A 17487-nucleotide genomic window follows, 5' to 3' on the forward strand; every position below is an offset into this window, starting at 1 on the left:
TGTTCGCCGAGCCCCGGCGCGGCCACGGCTACCTCGGCACAGCGACCGGGGCGCCCGGCACGCTGCGGACGCCCCCTTCGTGATGCCTGGGACTCGATCGTCTAGTGGACGGGCGAGCCCCACAGTTCGGCGTACGGGCCGTTGGCGGCCAGGAGTTCTTCGTGGCGGCCGGTTTCGGCGAGGCGGCCGTCGGCCAGTACGGCGACCCGGTCGGCGTGGGCGGCGTCGGACGGGCGGTGGGTGATCATGATGGTGGTACGGCCCCGGGCGGCGCGCAGCACGGCTTCCAGGAGGGTCGCGTCCCCGTGCGAGGTGGCCTCGTCGAGCAGCAGCAGGGCCGGGTCGGCGAGCAGTGCGCGGGCCAGGCACAGCAGTTGGCGGCGGCCCGCGGAGAGCGTGGAGGTCCGCTCGTCCAGGACGTGGCCGTAGCCGCCGGGGAGGGCGATGACGGCCTCGTGGACGCCGGCGAGTGCGGCGGCGGCCTCGATCTCCTCGTCGGTGGCGTCCGGTCGGCCGTAGGCGATGTTCTCCCTGATGCTGACGGGCAGCAGGAACGGCTCCTGGGGTACGTAGCCCACGAGCGCCCGGCCGTCCGCGGGCCACGCCGAGCGCAGTTCGATGCCGTCCAGCAGGACCCGGCCCTCGGTGGGCGGGTGGAGTCCGGCGATCAGCTTGACCAGGGTGGACTTGCCCGCTCCCGAGGCGCCGACCACTGCCAGCGTCTCCCCCGGTGCCACTTCCAGGTCCACGCCGCGCAGGATCTGCGGGCCGTCCTGGTAGCGGAAACCGACTTCCTCCAGTCGCAGGCGCGCTCCGGACGGGTGGGACGGTGTCCACGTCGTCGTGGTGCGGGCGCCGGTGCCGGTGTCGGTGTCGGGCCTGGCCGCGAAGACCCGGCCCACGCGGTCCATGGAGACCCGCAGTTGCTGCCAGGAGTCGAAGAGCCCGAACATCTGCTGGAGCGCCGGGTACATCAGGCCCAGGCACAGCACGCACACGACCAGCCCGGACGGGGCGATCCGGTGACCTTGGACCAGTACGGCGCCGACGCCGAGCAGTGCCACCGTCCCGAGGTCGAAGACCAGGTCGATGAGCGGGAAGTAGGTCGCCACCAGGCGCTGGGTGCGCATCCTGGCCTCGGCGTAGCCGCGGGCCGCGGCGCGGAAGACTTCCTGGCGCTGCCCGTCCGCCCCGTACGCCTGGGACTCCCGGGCCCCCGAAAGGCTCTCCTCCAGGCTGCCGGTCAGCTCCGTGACCCGCTGCCGGGTGAGCCGGTACTGCCGGGCGGAGAGCCGTTGGCAGACCAGTGCGAGCACGGCCAGCGGCACCAGTGTCGCCAGCACCACGCCCGCCAGTGCCACGCTGACGCCGGTGATCACGACCAGTGCCACCAGGAACGCGCAGAGCGCCACCACGATGCTCGCCGGCCCGGAGGAGAGCATCTCGGACACCGCGTCGGCGTCGGTCGCCACGACCGTGAGCAGGTCGCCACCCCGGTGGCGCTCGATGCGGTCCACAGGCAGCCGCAGCAGGTGGGACCACACCCGGGTCCGCAGTTCGTGCACGACGCGCTGGCCCATGGTGTTCGCCAGCACCGCCAGCGCCCGCAGGCCCGCGTACTGGAGGGCGACCACCGCGGCGAACGCCAGGCCGTACCCGGCCAGCGCCCATCGGTCACCGCCCGGGCCCAGGTCGATCACTCCTTGGGCGAGCACCGGGCGGACGGCGCCGCCCACGGCGTCGAGCAGTACGAGCAGGGCCACGCCCAGCAGGGCCCGGCGGTGCGCCCGCAGCAGCTCCGGCCAGCGGAACCGGCCGCCGTCCTCGGAGGGCGGGGCGGGCAGCGGCCGGGGGCCGGAGTTCTTGACGGGGTGCTTCGCGGGGTGCTTCGTGAGGCCCGGGGCGGAGTTCTGGACGAGGTCGCGGGTGGCGTTCCCGGCGGGGTGCGGTACGGCTTTCCGGCCTACCGTTCCCGCAGGTGGCGCGGGCTTTACCGGCGGTACGGCAGCGGACAGCAGCGCCCGGTAGGCGGGGTGGCCGCGCCACAGCTCCTCGTGGGTGCCCTCCGCCGCGACGGCCCCGTCGGCGAGCAGTACGACCCGGTCGGCCAGGGCGATCAGGGCCGGCCGGTTGCCGACGATCAGGGTGGTGCGGCCGGCCACCGCCTCCCGGAGGGTGTCGGCGATCTCCTGTTCCAGCGCGGGGTGCACCGAGCTGGTGACGTCGTCCAGGACCAGTACGCGCGGGTCGCCCAGCAGCGCGCGGGCCAGCGCGATCCGCTGCCGCTGGCCGCCGGACAGGCCCAGGCCCCGCGGCCCCACTGTGGTGTCGTACCCGTCGGGCAGACCGGCGACGAACCGGGCCAGGCCCGCGCGGGCCGCGGCGCCCTCGACCTGTGCGTCGGTGGCGTCCGGGCGGCCGTAGGTGATGTTGTCGCGGATCGTGCCGGAGAACAGGAAAGGGTCCTCGAACGCCACGGTGGCCTGCGCGCGCAGGGAAGCCGGCGTCACCGAGGCCACGTCGGCCCCGTCGAGCAGCACCCGCCCGCGCGTGGGGTCGTGGAAGCGCGCGGGCAGCATCGCCGCCGTGGTCTTGCCCGAGCCGGACGCGCCGACCAGGGCCACCGTCTCGCCGGGCGCGACACGCAGGGTGAAGCCGTCGAGCACCGGGCGGTCCGGGTGGTACGCGAAGGACACCCCTTCGAAGATCAGCTCGCCGGGGCCGTCCGGGAGCGGCCGGGCGTCCGGGCGCTCGGCCACGGCGGGTGCGGCGTCCAGCACTTCGAAGACGCGGTCCGCCGAGGCCCGGGCCCGGTTGAGTGTGGTGACGGTGGTGGCCAGGACGGCGGTCGGGCCGACCAGCATGGCCAGGAAGCCCGTCGCCGCCAGGAAGGCGCCGACACCGACCTCACCGCGCAGCGCCAGCCAGCCGCCGGCCAGCAGCACGACGAGCTGCCCGGCCGCGGGCGCCGTGGTCAGCAGCGCCTCTTTGCGTGCCTGGAGCCGTGCCGCGCCCAGCCGGGCCCGCAGCAGCCCGGCCGACTCGTCCTGGACGCGCCGGGCCTCGCGGTGTTCCTGCCGGTACGCCTTGACCACGCGGATCCCGGCGAGTGCCTGGGAGACGGTCTGGGTCAGCTCGCCCTGCCGCTGCTGCGCGTACGTGGTGGCCTGACTCAGCTCCCGGCCGCCCCGGTGGGCGAGGTAGATCATGACCGGGATCAGCAGGGCGGTGCAGCCCGCCAGCGGTGGGCTGATCAGCACCATCGTGCCCAGGCCCGCGACCGTGAAGAGCAGCGCGCCGAAGGCGCCCGGCAGTTTGGCCAGGGCCCGTACCAGCGTGCCGGTGTCCGAGGTGACGCGGGAGATGATCTGCCCGGTCGACAGGTCGTGCCGGGCCGGGCCGTCCAGCCGCTGGCCGTGCCGGTGCAGCAGGTCGCGCATCTGGTACTGCGCCTCGGTGACGATCTTCGCCTGGCGGTACAGGCAGCTCCGCTTGGCCACCAGGACGACCACCGCGACCGCGACGAACAGCGCCACCCAGCGCGCCGCCTGCCCGGGCTGTCCCCGGACCGCGGCGTCGACGATCCGCTGCTGGGCCAGCGGCACGACCGCCGAGAGCAGGGAGCCCGTACAGGCGCCCACGAACGCCAGCACCAGGTCCAGGCGGTTGCGGCCCAGGAACCGCCACAGCCGCCGCACCCACCAGACGCGCGGTCCCGTGCCCCGGTCAGCCACCGACCGCGACCTCCGCCCTGAGCGGGGCCCGCCCGGCCCGGACGGCGGCGCGGGCCCGTACGGTGGCGCGGGCGCGGGCGGCGGCCCGGGCACGGGCGCGCATCGTGGCCAGCAGCGGCTTGCCGAGCACCTTGCTGGCCAGGGCGAGGCCGGCCAGCGCGACCAGGGTCGGCAGCGGGGAGACCACGACCGCCACGCTCAGCGGCGTGGTGTAGACGATCACCACCCGCAGCGCTGCCGCGACGATGAAGCCGGCCCCCCACAGCACGTTGAGCAGCCGGAACCGGCGTACGAACGCCGGGTCCTGCGCCCATGCGGCGTCCCAGGCGGCGGTCAGCCGCGGGTCGCCCTTGGTGATGAAGGGGGTCACCACGTCGTTGATGACGGTCCGTCCGAGGAACGTGGTGACCAGGCCGTAGACGCCGCCCAGCGCGGGCACCACGGCCGACTTGGCCAGCACCAGCCGGGCGTCGCCCGTGACGAAGGTCAGGACCAGGCTGCCGGCCAGCGTGACCAGCATCATCAGCGGGAAGGCGTTGAGCCGGCGCGAGCGCACGGCGCCGATGACGGTACGCACCCCGGCCGCGGCGGCCCCGACGCTCAGCGCGAGCACCGGCCCGGCGCCGAAGAGGAAGTGCAGGACGAAGAAACTGGCGGCGGGCGCCGCCATGTCGAGCAGCAGCGGGTAGACGGTACGCGCGGCGGGGCCGCGCAGCACGGACAAGCGCGTCGACAAGGACATCGACAGGGACATCAGGGGTTCTTCCTTCCAGGCGGTGCCGCCCGCTCGGTCCCGGCGGGGGTTCAGACCCCGGCGAGCCGGCGGGCGCGGAATACGGTCTCGGCGCCGCGCAGCGAGCCCTGCACCGCTTGGTGGGCGTAGCCGCGCATGGCGTCCTCGTACGCGGCGATCGCCGCCACGGGGTGGGTGCCGCGCTCCGCGGCGGTGGCCAGGTGGGAGGACAGCAGGGCGGCGTCGCGCAGCGCCGTGTTGGCTCCCACGCCGCCCACCGGGGTCGTGGCGTGGATGCAGTCGCCGAGCAGGGTGATCCGGCTCGGCTCCCAGCGTTCGGGCAGGGGGACGGCCCGGATCGACAGGGCGAAGGTGCTCTCGCGGTGGGCCCGCGCCACCATCCGGCGCAGGACCGGGTGCCAGCCCTCGGTCATCTCCGTGGCCAGGGCGTGCAGTTGGAGCGGCCCGGCGGCGAACAGCTCGTCCTCCGGCACCGGGTAGCCCTCGGCCGGGGCGACCAGGGTCCACTTGAGGTAGTCGCCGACGGGGTCCAGTTCGGCCTCGGGCGCGTGGCGGCGTACCGCCTCGGGGATGGGCGTACGCGGCCGGAAGACGCCCAGCGCCAGGGTGCGGCGGTCGGGGCCGAGGACCGGCCGGGAGCCGCCGAGCAGCTCCGGCGGGATCCACGACAGCGCCTCGGCGTCCAGGGCCATGTGCCCGTAGACGCCGCGCAGTCCGGTGTCCAGCACCTGCGCGTGCGGCAGCCGCTGCTGCCGGGCCAGGGAGTTGATGCCGTCGGCGATGACGAACACCTCGGCGGCCTCGCTCGCCCCGTCCGCGAAGCGTACGTGCACCGTGTCGCCGGCCGCCTCGTAGCCGACGACCGTACGGCCGAAGTGCACCACCTCGCGCAGGCCCGTCAGCAGGACCTGCCGCAGGGTGCGCCGGTTGACCACCATGCTGGCCCGGGCCGGGTCGAGCGGCGTGCCGGCGGGCCGGTGGGCGCCCAGTTCGTTGAGCTGTTCGTCGTAGGTGACCCCGCGCGGCATGTACAGCCGGTTGGAGGTCGCTTCCAGGAGCGCGTAGAGGCGCTCGGGCAGGCAGGCGGCGAGCGCCGCGCGGCCGAACTCGTCGATCCGCAGCCGGTAGCCCTGCAACCGCGAGTCCGCGGTGCGGTCGGCCTCGTACACCGCCACGTCGATGCCATGGGCGCGCAGGCCCTGGGCCAGGCACAGGCCGCCGACCCCGGCGCCCGAGATCACCACGCGCGGCGCTCTGGTGGGCTTGTTCATCCGTCCTCCGTGCGTTCTCCGTCGGTCCTCATCGAGGTCTCAGCTCACCGGCGCGGCGGTCGCGGCTCCGGCCCCGGCCCGGGTTCCGGCTCCGGCTCCGGTTCCGGCGAAGCGGGGGAAGAGCGCCAGCGCGTTCTCGCGGTCGATCAGGCGCCGCTGGTCTTCGGTGAGCGGTGCGGCGTCCAGGCCGCGTACGCAGTCGGTCACGGCGTCGGCGGGCGCGGCACACCAGTCGGTGCCGAACAGGATCCGCTGCGGCGGTACGGCCTTCAGCAGGCTCGGCAGCGCGTTGGGGCCGGTCAGCGCCGTGTCGTAGTAGAGCCGGTGCAGGCCCTCGGCGATCCGCTTCGGGTCGTGGCCGAAGAAGGCCGGGCCCAGCCAGCGCACCCGGTCGGCGGCGTACGGCAGGAAGCCGCCGCCGTGCGACAGGATGAACCTGATGTCCGGGTACTTCTCCAGCGCGCCGGACAGGATCAGGCTCAGCCCGCCGCGAGTGGTGTCGAGCAGGAAGTCGGCCAGGACGTACGGAACGTTCATCGGCGCGGTGTCCGGCAGGGCCATGGGGTGCACCAGCACCACCGCGGCGCGCCGGTTCAGCTCCTCCAGCAGCGGCTCGTAGAGCGCGTCGCCCAGGTAGGCGCGGCCGGCGTGCGGGATCAGCACCACCCCGTCGGCCTTCAACTCCTCGTACGCGTACGCCACTTCCTCCAGCGCGGCGTCCACGTGCGGCATCGGCAGCCCGGCCAGCAGGCCGAAGGTATCCCGGCGGTCCGCGGCGAACTGCGCGACGCACTCGTTGGCGGCCCGGTTGAACCGGGCGGCGGTGGCGGCGTCGGTGAAGAAGTCCCCGGGGATCGCGTTGGAGATCAGCGCGGCCCCGATGCCGTTCGCCGCCATCAGCCGCTCGGTCCCGGCGAGCGACCAGGGGATCTTGAAGGGGGCGCCCACCTCCCGCATCAGCTCGGCGATCCCCGGGAGGATGGCGTGGTGGTGGACGTCGATCCGGCGTGCGGTCATGTTCCTCTCCTGGAGTCGGCGGGCGGCGGCCCGGCGCTGTCGGCGGACCGGCGTACGGGGCTGTCGGCGGCCCGGCGTACGGTGCCCCGGGAGCCGTCCACCACGAGCCGGTCGCCGTCGCGGAAGTCCCGCGTCGCGGTGCCGGTGGCCACCACCGCGGGCACCCCGTACTCACGGGCGAGGGTCGCCGGGTGGGACAGCAGGCTGCCCCGGTCGGTGACCAGCGCGCCCACCGACGGGAACAGCACGGCCCACTGGGCGGTGGTGTGCGGGCACACGAGTACGTCTCCGGCGCGCAGCCGGCCGAATCCGGCCGCGTCCGTGATCACCCGCGCGGTGCCGGTGTACCGGCCGGGGGACGCGGCCACGCCGTGCAGCGTCTCCCGCGCGTCCGCGCGGCCCGCCACGGCTCCCGCGCCGAAGACGCCCATCGTCCAGCGGGCGGCGTCCATGACGGCGCGGGCAGCGGGGGACGGTTCGGGGTCCCCGGGCTCCGGTTCGGCCGGGCGCGGGGGCGGGCCGTACACGGGCGGGCCGGGGTGGGCCAGGGCCCAGGCGTGCCCGCCGCGGCGGGGCGCCACCACGCCCACGGCGGGCGGTGTTCCTTCCAGGGCCGCCAGGACCTCCTCGTACTCCAGGAAGAGCACGTCGTCAGGGGTGGCCAGGGCTCCGCGGGCCGCGAGGCGGGAGCCTGCCTCCAGCACCGCGTAGCGCATGAGCGCCCACAGCGACACCGCGTGGAAGGACTTCTCGTCCCGGACCGGGCTGCTGAGGTCGGAGTCGGCCAGCGCCGTCTCGAACCGTTCGCGGTCGGCGGCGGGGCGGGCGGCGAGCGCCGCGCGGGCCCTGGCCACCGCGGCGGCACGGCGGGCGGCGAGCCGCTCCCGCTCGGCGTCGACGTCGTACGGCTCCGCCACCTGCGCGCGGACCAGCCCGAGCACCACCTCGGGCTGCTCGGCCAGGGTCGGCTCGGTCAGGGTGAAGCCGGGCGTACGGTGCCCGTACTCGGCGAGGTACGCGGTCAGGGCCGCCTGGAAGCCGGGGTCCGCGGGTTGTTCACCCGCCTCCAGCGCCTGCCGTACCCCCGGCGTGGCGGCGGCGAGCCGGGCCAGGTCGCCGATGCGCGCGGTGGCCGGTACGTGGTCACCGGCCAGGCCACCGCGCAGTTCCAGGGTCTGGGCGGGCTCCCAGCCCAGCAGCTCGGAGCAGATGTGGCCGAGCCGCCCGAGCAGGAAGGACGAGGCGCCGCTGAGCCGGAAGTAGCGGTCGTGCAGGACGGTGAACGCCTCGCGCAGCGCGTCCAGATGCCCGGCGAGGGCCTGGTCGCTCAGCGGAGGCAGGGCGACGGACCGCAGGCCGGCGATCCGCCCGGCGGTCTCGGCCTTCCACTGGCCGTGCCAGCGCTCGACCACCCGCCGCGGCTCGCCGTCGGCGACCCGCACAGCGATCTCCTCGATCCGCCGGAGGAGCTCGGCGGCGGTGTCGGGCCGGTAGTTGGCGTACGGCCAGCCGCCGATCTCCACGGGGCGGGGCCGCAGGCCCGTACTGAAGGCGAACAGGTGCGGCGAGGCCGCGGTGAGGACCGGCAGCAGCAGCGAGCGGACGAACGGCACCCAGGGCCGGTCGAAGCTGGGGTCGCGCATGGAAGTGCCCGGGGGCGCCTCTATGGGCACGGGGAGGTGGGGGACCAGCGCGTCCGGTACGCCGGTGACGGGCCGGGCCTGCAACAGCCACAGCCGCCCGCCGCCAAAGGCCCACTCGACGTCCTGGGGGCGGCCGAACCGCGCGGCGACCGACCGGGCCAGCTCGGCGACCTGCCGGATCTGCTCGGGCGTGGCGATCCCGTCGGCGCCGTCCGTGCTGTCCGTACCGTCCCCACTGCCCGTGCTGTCCGTGCCGTTCGGACCGTCCACGTCGTGCGTGGCGTGTGCGCCGGAGGTACGGCGGGGCCGCCCGTCGCGGACCGCCCATTCCTCGGCGGTGACCTCCCCGGCCAGCAGCCGCTCGCCGAGGCCGCGCACCACGCTCACCACGGCTTCCTCGGGGTCGAGGGTGACGACGTTGACGGTGAAGGCGGCGCCGGCCAGTTCGGCGTCCACCATGACCTGGATCAGTACGCCGACCCCGCCGCCCTGCGCGTCGGCTTCCCGGGCGTCCCGGGCGTCCGTGCCCCCGGCGCCCTTCGCCGTACCGCGGTAGGCGCGGACGCGCTCGCCGGACCCCGAGGACCAGCAGGCACGGACCGCCTCGAACACCGCGTCCGTCCCGCGCACGTTCAGGAACGACTCGTACTGTCCCGCGTACGACAGCCCCGTAAGGTCTTCGGCGACGCCGGAGGAGCGCACCGCCACGGCGCGGTCGCCGAGGGCGGCCAGCACCTCGCGGAGCCGTTCGAGCAGCTCATCCCCCTGGTACGGCCCGGCGTCCCGGCCGAACACCGCGTCCAGCGTCCGCGCGCCGATGACCCAGCCTTCCGGCACCTCGTAGCCGGCGCCGCGCAGCTCACCGAGCACGGCCGCCTTGCGGCCGACGCGTGGTGCGTCGTCGAGCCCGACCTCGGACAGGGACAGGACGTCCATTCTTCGTGCGCTCCTCAGAAGTGCGTACGGGCGTAATCGCCCGGACCGAGTCCATCCGGCGGTGATCCGGTTTCGTTCGACCCGCGTTCAAGGGGGCACCCGGCGCGACCCGTCATTCCGGCCCGCGCGCCCCCGCCGTGGACGTCACTCGATGCCGATGGCGCGCACCGGGCAGCCCTCGGCGGCGGCCCGCACGGCAGCCGCCAGGTGCGAGGCGGGGTTCTCCTCGATCAGCACCACGAAGCCCTCCTCGTCGTCCTGGCGGAACACCCCGGGCTGGACCAGGACGCATTCGCCGGACCCGATGCACCGGCTCTGGTCAACGGACACCCGCACCGGGGGCCTCCTCCCGCTCCACGACGTCACCCGGGACGTCGGCGTCGGCGTCGGCGCAGGCATCGGCGTCGGCGTCGGCATCCCAGGTGACGGGCAGCCGGTCCGCCCCGAACAGCACCGACTCGTGCCGCAGCGGAATCTCCTGCGGCGGCACCGCCGTCCGCAGCCCCGGGAACCGCCTCAGCAGGGCGGTGAAGACCACCTCCAGCTCCAGCCGGGCCAGATGCGCGCCCAGGCACTGGTGCGGCCCGTGGCCGAACGCCAGGTGGCGCGGGCCCTTGCGGAACGGGTCGAACCGGTCCGGGTCGGGGAAGGCCGCCGGGTCGCGGTCCGCCGCGGCGGCCAGCGGGATGACTCCTTCCCCGGCGCGGATCACCACCCCGCCGATCTCGATGTCCTCGCGCGCGGTGCGGCAGGTGGCCAGCTCGGCGACGGTGAGGTAGCGGAACATCTCCTCCACGACCTGGGGCATCAGCGACGGGTCGGCGCTCACCCGCTCCCGTACCTCGTCCTCGCGCAGCAGCAGCAACGTGCCCAGCGAGATCATGTTCGCGGTGGTCTCGTACCCGGCCAGCAGCAGGAGCAGCGAGATCAGCGTCAGTTCGTGTGCGGGCATCTCCCCGGACGCCACCTGGGAGCCGGCGACCCGGCCCAGGAGGTCGGGGGTGGGCCGGGCGGTCTTCTCGGCGACCAGGGTCCGCATGAAGCCGACCAGTTCACGGAAGGTGTTCTCGCCGGACGCCTCGCCGGGGTGCATCAGGTCCGCGGTCAGCTCGTGGAAGCGCTCCATGCGCTGCGCCGGTACGCCCAGCAGCTCGCCGATCGCCCGGGTCGGCACCGGCAGCGCCAGTTCGGTGACCAGGTCCACGACGCCGTCGGCCGCGTGCACCGCCGCCATCCGGTCCAGGCACTCCTCGACGTACGCCTCGATGGCCGGACGCAGCCGCCGGATGCGGGCGGCGGTGAACTCCGGGACGAACACCCGGCGGTGCGGGCCGTGTTCCGGCGGGTCCATGCCGACGAAGACCTTGACGTGCCGCAGGTACTCCAGCTCCTCGGAGAGGAAGGGGTATCCGGGCCGGGAGCGGTCGGAGCTGATGCGCGGGTCGCCGAGGAGGGCTCGTACGTCCTCGTAGCGGGAGACGACCCAGGCGCTCTGCCCGGAGGGCAGCCGTACCCGCGCCACCGGCTCCTCCTCGCGCAGCCTGGCGTACTGCGGGGGCGGGTCGTACGGGCAGGTGCGGCGCATCGGGAACGCCGGGAGGCCGGGCTCTGCGGCGGACGGCGGGTGCGCCCCGGTCGAAGGCTCGTCGGCGGGACGGCGCTCGCCGGTGGTGGTCGTGGTCGTGCCGGTCGTGGTCATGGTGGGCCCTTCGTCCTCACTCCGCCGTGCACGCGGGCACCGCGGCCCGCACGATCCGGCAGATCTCGCTGATTCCGGCCTCGCCGACCTGCGTCCCGGTGGGCAGCGCCAGCACCCGGGCCGCGAGCCGCTCGGCGTGCGGCAGGCGGGCCGGACCGCGGTAGGGGGTCATCTGGTGGCAGGCCGGGTGGAAGTACTTGCGGGCCAGTACGTTCTCGCTCCTCAGTACGGCGAGCAGCTCGTCCCGGCCGGTCCCGGCCACCGTCTCGTCCACTTCGAGGATCACGTACTGGTAGTTGTGGCGCTCCCCCTCGGGGAAGGGCAGCAGCCGCAGCCCGGGCACCCCCGCCAGACCGCGTTCGTAGGCGCGCAGGTTCGCCAGGTTGCGGGCGACGAAGCGGTCCAGGGAGTCCAGGGAGGTCAGCCCCATGGCGGCGGCGGCCTCGCTCATCTTGGCGTTGATCCCGACGTCCTCGACCAGGTCCTCACCGGCGATGCCGAAGTTGCGCATCCGCAGCGCCCGTTCGGCCAGCGCGTCGTCGTCGGTGACCAGCGCCCCGCCCTCGAAGGCGTTGACGAACTTCGTGGAGTGGAAGCTGAAGATCTCGCCGTTGCCAGCCCGGCCGACCGGCTGTCCGGCGTGGGTGCAGGCGTAGGCGTGCGAGGCGTCGAAGAACAGCGCCAGGCCGTGGGCCGCGGCCAGCTTCTCCAGTTGTTCCACGGGCGCGGTCCGGCCCCACAGGTGGACGGCCAGGATGCCGCTGGTCGCCGGGCCGATGAGGGATTCGGCGTGCGCCGGGTCGAGCTGGCCGGTGTCCGGGTCGACGTCGCAGAAGACCGGGGTCAGGCCGATCCAGGCGACCGCGTGGGCGGTGGCGGCGAACGTCAGGGCCGGCACGATCACCTCGCCGGTCAGCCCGGCGGCCCGCAGGGCGAGCTGGAGCGCCGCGGTGGCGTTGCAGGTGGCCACGGCGTGCCGGGTCCCGGACTGCTCCGCGATGCGCTGTTCGAACTCCCGCATCAGCGGGCCGCCGTTGGACAGCCAGCCGCGGTCCAGCGCGCCGTTCAGCCGGGCCCAGAACCGCTCCCGGTCGCCGATGTTCGGGGTGCCCACCCGCAGCGGTGTGGCGAAGGCGGGGGGCCGCCCGGTCCCGGTCGTGGGCTTCATCGTCCGGCCCCCGCGACGAACTCCCGGATGGAGGCGACCATGTAGTCGGTCATCTCTTCCGTGATGCCGGGGTAGACACCGATCCAGAAGGTCTGTTCGGTGATGATGTCGCTGTTGGTGAGGTCGCCGACGACCCGGTAGTTCTGGTCCTGGTAGGCGGGCTGGCGGGCCAGGTTGCCCGCGAACAGCAGCCGGGTGGCGATCTTCCGGCCCTCCAGGAAGGCGACCAGCTCCCGCCGGGTGAAGGGCGCGTCGGGCTCGACGGTGATGACGAACCCGAACCAGCTCGGGTCGCTGCCCGGCGTGGGCCGGGGCAGCAGCAGCCCGGGGACGCCCTCCAGGCCGTCGTGCAGCCGCTGCCAGTTGCGGCGCCGGGCCGCCACGAACCGGTCGATCTTGGCGAGCTGGGTCAGGCCCAGCGCGGCGGCGACGTCGGTGGTCTTCAGGTTGTAACCGACGTGGGAGAAGATGTACTTGTGGTCGTAGCCGGCTGGCAGCGACCCCATCGAGTGGGTGAAGCGGCGCAGGCACTTGTTGTCCTCGCCCGGCTCGCACCAGCAGTCCCGGCCCCAGTCGCGCAGCGACTCCACGATCCGCGCCAGCGCCAGGTTGTCGGTCAGGACACAGCCGCCCTCGCCCATCGCGATGTGGTGGGCCGGGTAGAAGCTGACGGTCGCCAGGTCCCCGAAGGTCCCGGTGGTGCGCCCCTGATAGGTGGAGAGTACCGCGTCGCAGTTGTCCTCCACCAGGAACAGGCCGCGCTCCTGGGCGAACTCGGCGATCTCGGCGGCCGGGAAGGGGTTGCCGAGCGTGTGGGCCATCATGATCGCCCGGGTTCTGGGGGTGACCGCGGCGGCGATCCGCTCCAGCGTGGTGTTGTACGTCCCCAGGTCCACGTCGACGAAGACGGGGACCAGCCCGTGCTGGAGCAGCGGGTTGACGGTGGTCGGGAAGCTGGCGGCGACCGTGATGACCTCGTCGCCGGGCTGCAGCCGGCGCTCCTCCAGCTCCGGCTGGCACAGGGCGGCCACGGCCAGCAGGTTGGCCGACGATCCGGAGTTGGTCAGATGGGCCTTGCGCAGCCCCAGCTTCCGGGCGAAGAGGCGTTCGAAGCGGATCGCCGACGGGCCCGAGGCGATCCGCATCGACAGGGCCTGCTCCACCAGTGCCGCGCAGTCGTCCTCGTCCAGCACGGCGCCGGACGTCTGGATCATCGTTTGGCCCGGGACGAAGCCGGCGTCCGCTTCACGGTCGCGATGGAGCTTGCGGGCCTGCTCCAGGATGAGTTGCTTGACCGGCTCGGTCACGGTCGCGGCCTTTCGTTCGGCTGACGGTGCTCACGGGGTGCTGACGGACTCACAGGGTGCTGACGGGGGTCAGAGCAGCGATGGGACCTCGTTGGAGCCCTCCCAGAGGGCGGCCAGGGAGTCGTGGAGGGTGCGGCGGGGCGTCCAGCCCAGAGCGCGCCGGGCGGCCTCGATGCCGATCGGCCGGCTGTCACCGCCGGGGCCGCGGCGCGGTGCCCGGCGCGGCTGCGGCACGCACTCCACCGGGACCCCGCTGATCCGCACCAGGTCCCGGACCGCCCGCTCCAGCGGTACGAGGCGGCCGGCGGCGATGTTCAGGACGGGCGTACGGTCGCGGGTGCGGGCGGCGGCCAGCACCGCGTCGACGACGTCCCGCAGGTCCACCAGGTCCCGCCGGCCCTCCAGTTCCGGGACGCCCAGCACGTCGGGCCGGGCGCGCAGGCGCGCCGCGAGCATCCCGAACAGGCTGCCGCGCGGGGCGTGCGGCCCGATCACCGTGGACAGGCGCAGTACGCGGGCGTCGATCCGGCCCGCCGCGACGGCTTCCGTCACGATGCGGGTCCCGGCCAGTTTGGTCCTGCCGTACGGAGTCGTGGGGCGTTCCGGGGTGTTCTCGTCCACGGCCGCGCGGCCCGCGTCCGGTGTCCCGTACTCGTACACCGTGCCGAGGTGGACCAGGCGCGGCCGGCGGCCGGGCACCTCCCCCAGCGCGCCGACCAGGCGCCGGACCGCCTCGGTGTTGGCCCGCTCCATGTCGCGGTCGGTGACCTCCCACAGCGCCCCGGCGGCATTGACCACCAGCGACGGCCGGAACCGGGCCAGCAGCCCGCGCAGTTCAGGGGTGGTGGCCGCCGACAGGTCGACCGGTACGGCCGTACAGTCGGCGGGCACCGGGCCGGCGCGGCGGGCGAGGGCCACGACCCGGTGGCCCGTGTCCCGCAGCCCGGCGCAGACCGCCCGGCCCAGGTAGCCGGTGCCGCCCAGGACCAGGGCCGCCGGCCCGCCGGGGCCGGGGCCGCTCACGCCGCGGCCCCCCGCGCCTCCCCGGATTCCCGCGCCTCCTCGGCTTCCTGCGCCTCCCCGGCGTTTCCGCCCGGCCCGTCGCCGTACGCGGCGATGACCTCGTAGATCCCGAACGCCCCGTCGGCAGCGCTCTGGTAGGGCCGCAGCGGCGCGGTCGCCGTACGGTGCCCGGCGCCCTCCTCCCACGCCCGGAACTCCCGGGCGCCGGACCAGTAGCTCACCACCGCGTACTCGCGCGGCCGGGCGAGGCTGCGCAGCAGCTCGTTGCCGAGCAGTCCCGGGGTGCCCGCCAGTTCACCGCTGATCCGGTGGTAGGCGGCCGTGACGGCCGCCGGATCGCTCTCCGGAGCCGAGGCGTACAGCACCACCCGGAGCTGTCCCCGCGCGCCCATCAGGCGCCCGCCGCAGCGCCGGTCATCGAGCGGATCACGGTCATCACCGACATCGAGCCGCTCTTGCGGTAGGGGTGCAGCCGCTTGCGGTGCTCCAGGTGGGTCTCGCTCAGCTCGTACTCCCGGAAGCCCGCCTCGTCGGTCCAGTCGCTGACGATGTAGTAGACCGACGGCTCCTCGGTGCTCGCGGCGAGCCACTGGCCGAGGTTGGCGGGCTGGGAGGTGATGACGTCCGCGCCGGCCGTCCACGCCTCCTCGAACTCCTTCTCCCGGCCCGGGTGCAGCTCCATGCGCAGCAGCACCCGGAAGCAGGTGCCGGTCGTGTTCCCGGTGGTGGTGGTCATCAGATTCCTCCGTCGACGTGCAGGGTCTCGCCGGTGATGTACGACGAGAGATCGCTGAGCAGGAACGCGGCGGCGTGCGCGATCTCCTCGGTACGGCCCAGCCGGCCGACCGCCGTGAGGCCGCTGTACTTGTCCACGACCGCCTGCGGCAGCTCCGCCTCGGTCGCAATCACGCCGGGGGCCACCACGTTGACCCGTACGCCCCGGCCGCCCAGCTCCTTGGCCAGCGAGCGGGTCAGCCCGATCAGTCCGGCCTTGGCCGCGGTGTAGTGGCCGCGCAGCGGGATGCCGACGGTGGCGGCCCGGGAGCCGATGTTCACCACCGAGGCGCGCTCGCCGAACAGCGGCAGCGCCTGCTGGGTGAGCCGGAAGACCGCGCCCAGGTTGGTGTCCAGGACCCGGCTCCACTCCTCGTAGGGCAGCTCCTCGAACGGGATGTGGCTGATCACACCGGCGTTGTTGACCAGTCCGTCGAGGCCGCCGAAGCGCGTACGGGCCTCCTCCAGGAGCCGCTGGACGTCCTCGGCGTCGGTGACGTCGGCCTGGATCAGGTGGTGGTCCCCGGGGGTCTCCTTCAGCCGTACGGCGAGCGAGTCGATGTGCTCGCCGCCGCCGCGGTAGCAGGCCAGCACGTGCGCGCCGGAGGCGGCGAGCGTCAGGGCGAGGCCGCGGCCGATGCCCCGGCCGGCGCCGGTGACCAGGACGCGTTTGCCGCCCAGGGGGATCAGGTCGGTCATGTCTTTTCCTCTCGTTGTGGGGTGGGGCGTTGAGGCGTGGGGCGTTGCTGCGTTGGGCGTTGAGGCGTGGAACGTTGCTCCGTGCCGCGTTGTGGCGTAGGAGCACTGCTCCGTGCCGCGTTGCGCCGTGGTGACGTTGTCCCGTGACGCGTCGCGCCGTGGGGCGTCATGCCGTCGCGGTGACCACGACGTTCACGGCGAAGGCGGTCAGGGCGAGCAGGGTGCGGACCAGGTTCCAGTTCCGCCAGCGGCGGCGCGGGTCGATACGGGCCCAGTCGGCGGGCTCCTGTGCGGCGTCCAGCGCCATCACCATGCGGTTCACCGGGACGTTGCGGCTGACCGAGATCCCCATCACCGTTGCCTGGAGCACCGCGGCCAGGGCGTACCCGGCGGCGGCCGTCCCCTGGGCCGGGCCGGCCGCCAGCACCACGTCCAGCACCAGCGCCAGCCCGTTGGTGACCGGCATCACCGGGTCGAACCTCGGCCGCAGGAACTGCACCGTCTCGACGTACCGGCCGTAGGGAAGGGCGAGGAACATCGGCACGATGCCGATCACCGTGGCGAGCATGATGCCCGCGGCGGTGCCGTTGGCCAGCGCCGCCAGGGCGGCCAGGGCCTGCCCGTACCCGGTCATCCGGCCCCGACCCCCGCCCTCGCCCGCTCCTCCACCAGGGACTTGATCCGGCCCATCTCGCGGACGGAGTTGCGGTTGATCCGCGCGGTCATCGCGGCGTCGTCCAGCGGGGCGTCCGGCTTCATGGCGAACTCCTGGCGCCAGCGCATCTCCACCCCGCCCGGCACCTCCCGGTAGTCCCAGCGGATGCGCATGTACGCGAACGGCCCGGTCTCCACCCGGCGCGCCACCACGGTCCGCGTGGCCGGGTCGGGGGTGCGTTCGGAGACCCAGCTCCACACCCGGCCGTTCTCGTCGGGCCGCATGGTGAGCCGGAAGCGGACCGTCGCGCCGGTGGTGTCGAGGATGTCGACCGCCGCGTACTCGGAGAACAGCTCCGGCCAGGACTCCAGGTCGTTGGTCATGGACCACACCAGGTCCATCGGCGCGTCGACCGTGACGCGGTTGTCGGTGCTGCCGCCGCTCATGCCGCCGCTCCCACCAGGAGGTTCTCGATGTAGGACAGCGCCTTGCGCGGGGTGGCCATCGTCTCTTCGAGGCCGTCCTCGGGGATGCGGACCCCGTGCTCGCGCTCCACGATGTCGGCGACGTCCATCAGCGCCAGCGAGTCGAAGCCCAGGTCACCCATCGGGGTGTCCAGGATGTCGCGGTCCAGGTCGATCGACGCGTCACCGCCGACCGCGGCGAGCATGGCCTTCTTCAGGTCGGCCAGGGTGAAGACGGCCTGGGAGGTGGTGGATTCAGTGGTTACGGACACAGCGTGTCTCCTCTCAGATGTTTCGTCCGGTGGTGCCGGGGACCGGGGGTCGGGGGCCAGGGACCGGAAGC

At 74.0% G+C, this 17487-nt stretch carries 16 protein-coding genes; all 16 read right to left on the reverse strand.

What is annotated here, in order from left to right:
• Positions 1 to 101: 101 nt before the first annotated feature.
• The 16 genes from KGS77_RS15865 to KGS77_RS15940 all read right to left on the reverse strand — a co-directional run bounded on the left by KGS77_RS15865 (position 102) and on the right by KGS77_RS15940 (position 17416).
• Entirely contained in the window at positions 102 to 3734 is a 3633-nt protein-coding gene (locus KGS77_RS15865) for an ABC transporter ATP-binding protein (protein WP_242581984.1), read from the reverse strand.
• Positions 3727 to 4488: a VC0807 family protein gene (locus tag KGS77_RS15870; protein ID WP_242581985.1), complete on the reverse strand. Its 762-nt coding sequence runs from the start codon at positions 4486 to 4488 to the stop codon at positions 3727 to 3729. Before KGS77_RS15870 ends, KGS77_RS15865 begins: the two co-directional genes overlap by 8 nt.
• 50 nt (positions 4489 to 4538) lie before the next feature.
• Entirely contained in the window at positions 4539 to 5759 is a 1221-nt protein-coding gene (locus KGS77_RS15875; RefSeq protein ID WP_242581986.1) for an NAD(P)/FAD-dependent oxidoreductase, read from the reverse strand.
• A gap of 39 nt (positions 5760 to 5798) precedes the next feature.
• On the reverse strand, positions 5799 to 6776 hold the full coding sequence (locus KGS77_RS15880) for an amidohydrolase family protein (RefSeq protein ID WP_242581987.1): 978 nt from the start codon (positions 6774 to 6776) through the stop codon (positions 5799 to 5801).
• Positions 6773 to 9355, reverse strand: coding sequence for a PEP/pyruvate-binding domain-containing protein (locus KGS77_RS15885; protein ID WP_242581988.1), 2583 nt, complete (start codon positions 9353 to 9355; stop codon positions 6773 to 6775). The genes KGS77_RS15880 and KGS77_RS15885 overlap by 4 nt, the downstream gene beginning before the upstream one ends.
• Before the next feature lie 144 nt (positions 9356 to 9499).
• On the reverse strand, positions 9500 to 9685 hold the full coding sequence (locus KGS77_RS15890; RefSeq protein WP_347404495.1) for a ferredoxin: 186 nt from the start codon (positions 9683 to 9685) through the stop codon (positions 9500 to 9502).
• Positions 9675 to 11054 carry a cytochrome P450 gene (locus KGS77_RS15895; protein WP_242581990.1) on the reverse strand — a complete coding sequence of 460 codons (1380 nt, stop codon included), beginning with the start codon at positions 11052 to 11054 and terminating at the stop codon, positions 9675 to 9677. Before KGS77_RS15895 ends, KGS77_RS15890 begins: the two co-directional genes overlap by 11 nt.
• A 16-nt stretch (positions 11055 to 11070) precedes the next feature.
• Positions 11071 to 12222: an aminotransferase class I/II-fold pyridoxal phosphate-dependent enzyme gene (locus KGS77_RS15900; RefSeq protein ID WP_242581991.1), complete on the reverse strand. Its 1152-nt coding sequence runs from the start codon at positions 12220 to 12222 to the stop codon at positions 11071 to 11073.
• Positions 12219 to 13529, reverse strand: a complete 1311-nt coding sequence (rfbH, locus tag KGS77_RS15905; protein ID WP_242581992.1) for a lipopolysaccharide biosynthesis protein RfbH — start codon at positions 13527 to 13529, stop codon at positions 12219 to 12221. The genes KGS77_RS15900 and rfbH overlap by 4 nt, the downstream gene beginning before the upstream one ends.
• A gap of 69 nt (positions 13530 to 13598) precedes the next feature.
• Positions 13599 to 14552 carry an NAD(P)-dependent oxidoreductase gene (locus KGS77_RS15910; RefSeq protein ID WP_242581994.1) on the reverse strand — a complete coding sequence of 318 codons (954 nt, stop codon included), beginning with the start codon at positions 14550 to 14552 and terminating at the stop codon, positions 13599 to 13601.
• Positions 14549 to 14944 (reverse strand): antibiotic biosynthesis monooxygenase, encoded by a 396-nt coding sequence (locus KGS77_RS15915; RefSeq protein ID WP_347404496.1) that lies wholly within the window; start codon positions 14942 to 14944, stop codon positions 14549 to 14551. Before KGS77_RS15915 ends, KGS77_RS15910 begins: the two co-directional genes overlap by 4 nt.
• The gene (locus KGS77_RS15920; RefSeq protein ID WP_242581996.1) at positions 14944 to 15288 is read right to left on the reverse strand and encodes an antibiotic biosynthesis monooxygenase family protein; all 345 of its coding nucleotides are present in this window, start codon (positions 15286 to 15288) and stop codon (positions 14944 to 14946) included. The genes KGS77_RS15915 and KGS77_RS15920 overlap by 1 nt, the downstream gene beginning before the upstream one ends.
• Positions 15288 to 16025, reverse strand: a complete 738-nt coding sequence (locus KGS77_RS15925) for a 3-oxoacyl-ACP reductase family protein (protein WP_242581998.1) — start codon at positions 16023 to 16025, stop codon at positions 15288 to 15290. The genes KGS77_RS15920 and KGS77_RS15925 overlap by 1 nt, the downstream gene beginning before the upstream one ends.
• Before the next feature lie 166 nt (positions 16026 to 16191).
• The gene (locus KGS77_RS15930; RefSeq protein ID WP_242582002.1) at positions 16192 to 16659 is read right to left on the reverse strand and encodes a DUF1772 domain-containing protein; all 468 of its coding nucleotides are present in this window, start codon (positions 16657 to 16659) and stop codon (positions 16192 to 16194) included.
• On the reverse strand, positions 16656 to 17126 hold the full coding sequence (locus tag KGS77_RS15935; protein ID WP_242582004.1) for an SRPBCC family protein: 471 nt from the start codon (positions 17124 to 17126) through the stop codon (positions 16656 to 16658). Before KGS77_RS15935 ends, KGS77_RS15930 begins: the two co-directional genes overlap by 4 nt.
• On the reverse strand, positions 17123 to 17416 hold the full coding sequence (locus KGS77_RS15940; RefSeq protein ID WP_242582006.1) for an acyl carrier protein: 294 nt from the start codon (positions 17414 to 17416) through the stop codon (positions 17123 to 17125). Before KGS77_RS15940 ends, KGS77_RS15935 begins: the two co-directional genes overlap by 4 nt.
• Positions 17417 to 17487: the final 71 nt, after the last annotated feature.

The sequence above is a fragment of the Streptomyces sp. MST-110588 genome (assembly GCF_022695595.1).
In the GTDB taxonomy this organism is placed as follows: Bacteria; Actinomycetota; Actinomycetes; order Streptomycetales; family Streptomycetaceae; genus Streptomyces.

Excerpts from the sequence above, each read along its gene's own strand:
- KGS77_RS15870 (WP_242581985.1), bottom strand. The coding sequence starts at position 4,488 with ATGTCCCTGTCGATGTCCTTGTCGACGCGCTTGTCCGTGCTGCGCGGC.
- KGS77_RS15875 (WP_242581986.1), bottom strand. The coding sequence starts at position 5,759 with ATGAACAAGCCCACCAGAGCGCCGCGCGTGGTGATCTCGGGCGCCGGG.
- KGS77_RS15880 (WP_242581987.1), bottom strand. The coding sequence starts at position 6,776 with ATGACCGCACGCCGGATCGACGTCCACCACCACGCCATCCTCCCGGGG.
- KGS77_RS15885 (WP_242581988.1), bottom strand. The coding sequence starts at position 9,355 with ATGGACGTCCTGTCCCTGTCCGAGGTCGGGCTCGACGACGCACCACGC.
- KGS77_RS15895 (WP_242581990.1), bottom strand. The coding sequence starts at position 11,054 with ATGACCACGACCGGCACGACCACGACCACCACCGGCGAGCGCCGTCCC.
- KGS77_RS15900 (WP_242581991.1), bottom strand. The coding sequence starts at position 12,222 with ATGAAGCCCACGACCGGGACCGGGCGGCCCCCCGCCTTCGCCACACCG.
- KGS77_RS15915 (WP_347404496.1), bottom strand. The coding sequence starts at position 14,944 with ATGGGCGCGCGGGGACAGCTCCGGGTGGTGCTGTACGCCTCGGCTCCG.
- KGS77_RS15920 (WP_242581996.1), bottom strand. The coding sequence starts at position 15,288 with ATGACCACCACCACCGGGAACACGACCGGCACCTGCTTCCGGGTGCTG.
- KGS77_RS15925 (WP_242581998.1), bottom strand. The coding sequence starts at position 16,025 with ATGACCGACCTGATCCCCCTGGGCGGCAAACGCGTCCTGGTCACCGGC.
- KGS77_RS15930 (WP_242582002.1), bottom strand. The coding sequence starts at position 16,659 with ATGACCGGGTACGGGCAGGCCCTGGCCGCCCTGGCGGCGCTGGCCAAC.
- KGS77_RS15935 (WP_242582004.1), bottom strand. The coding sequence starts at position 17,126 with ATGAGCGGCGGCAGCACCGACAACCGCGTCACGGTCGACGCGCCGATG.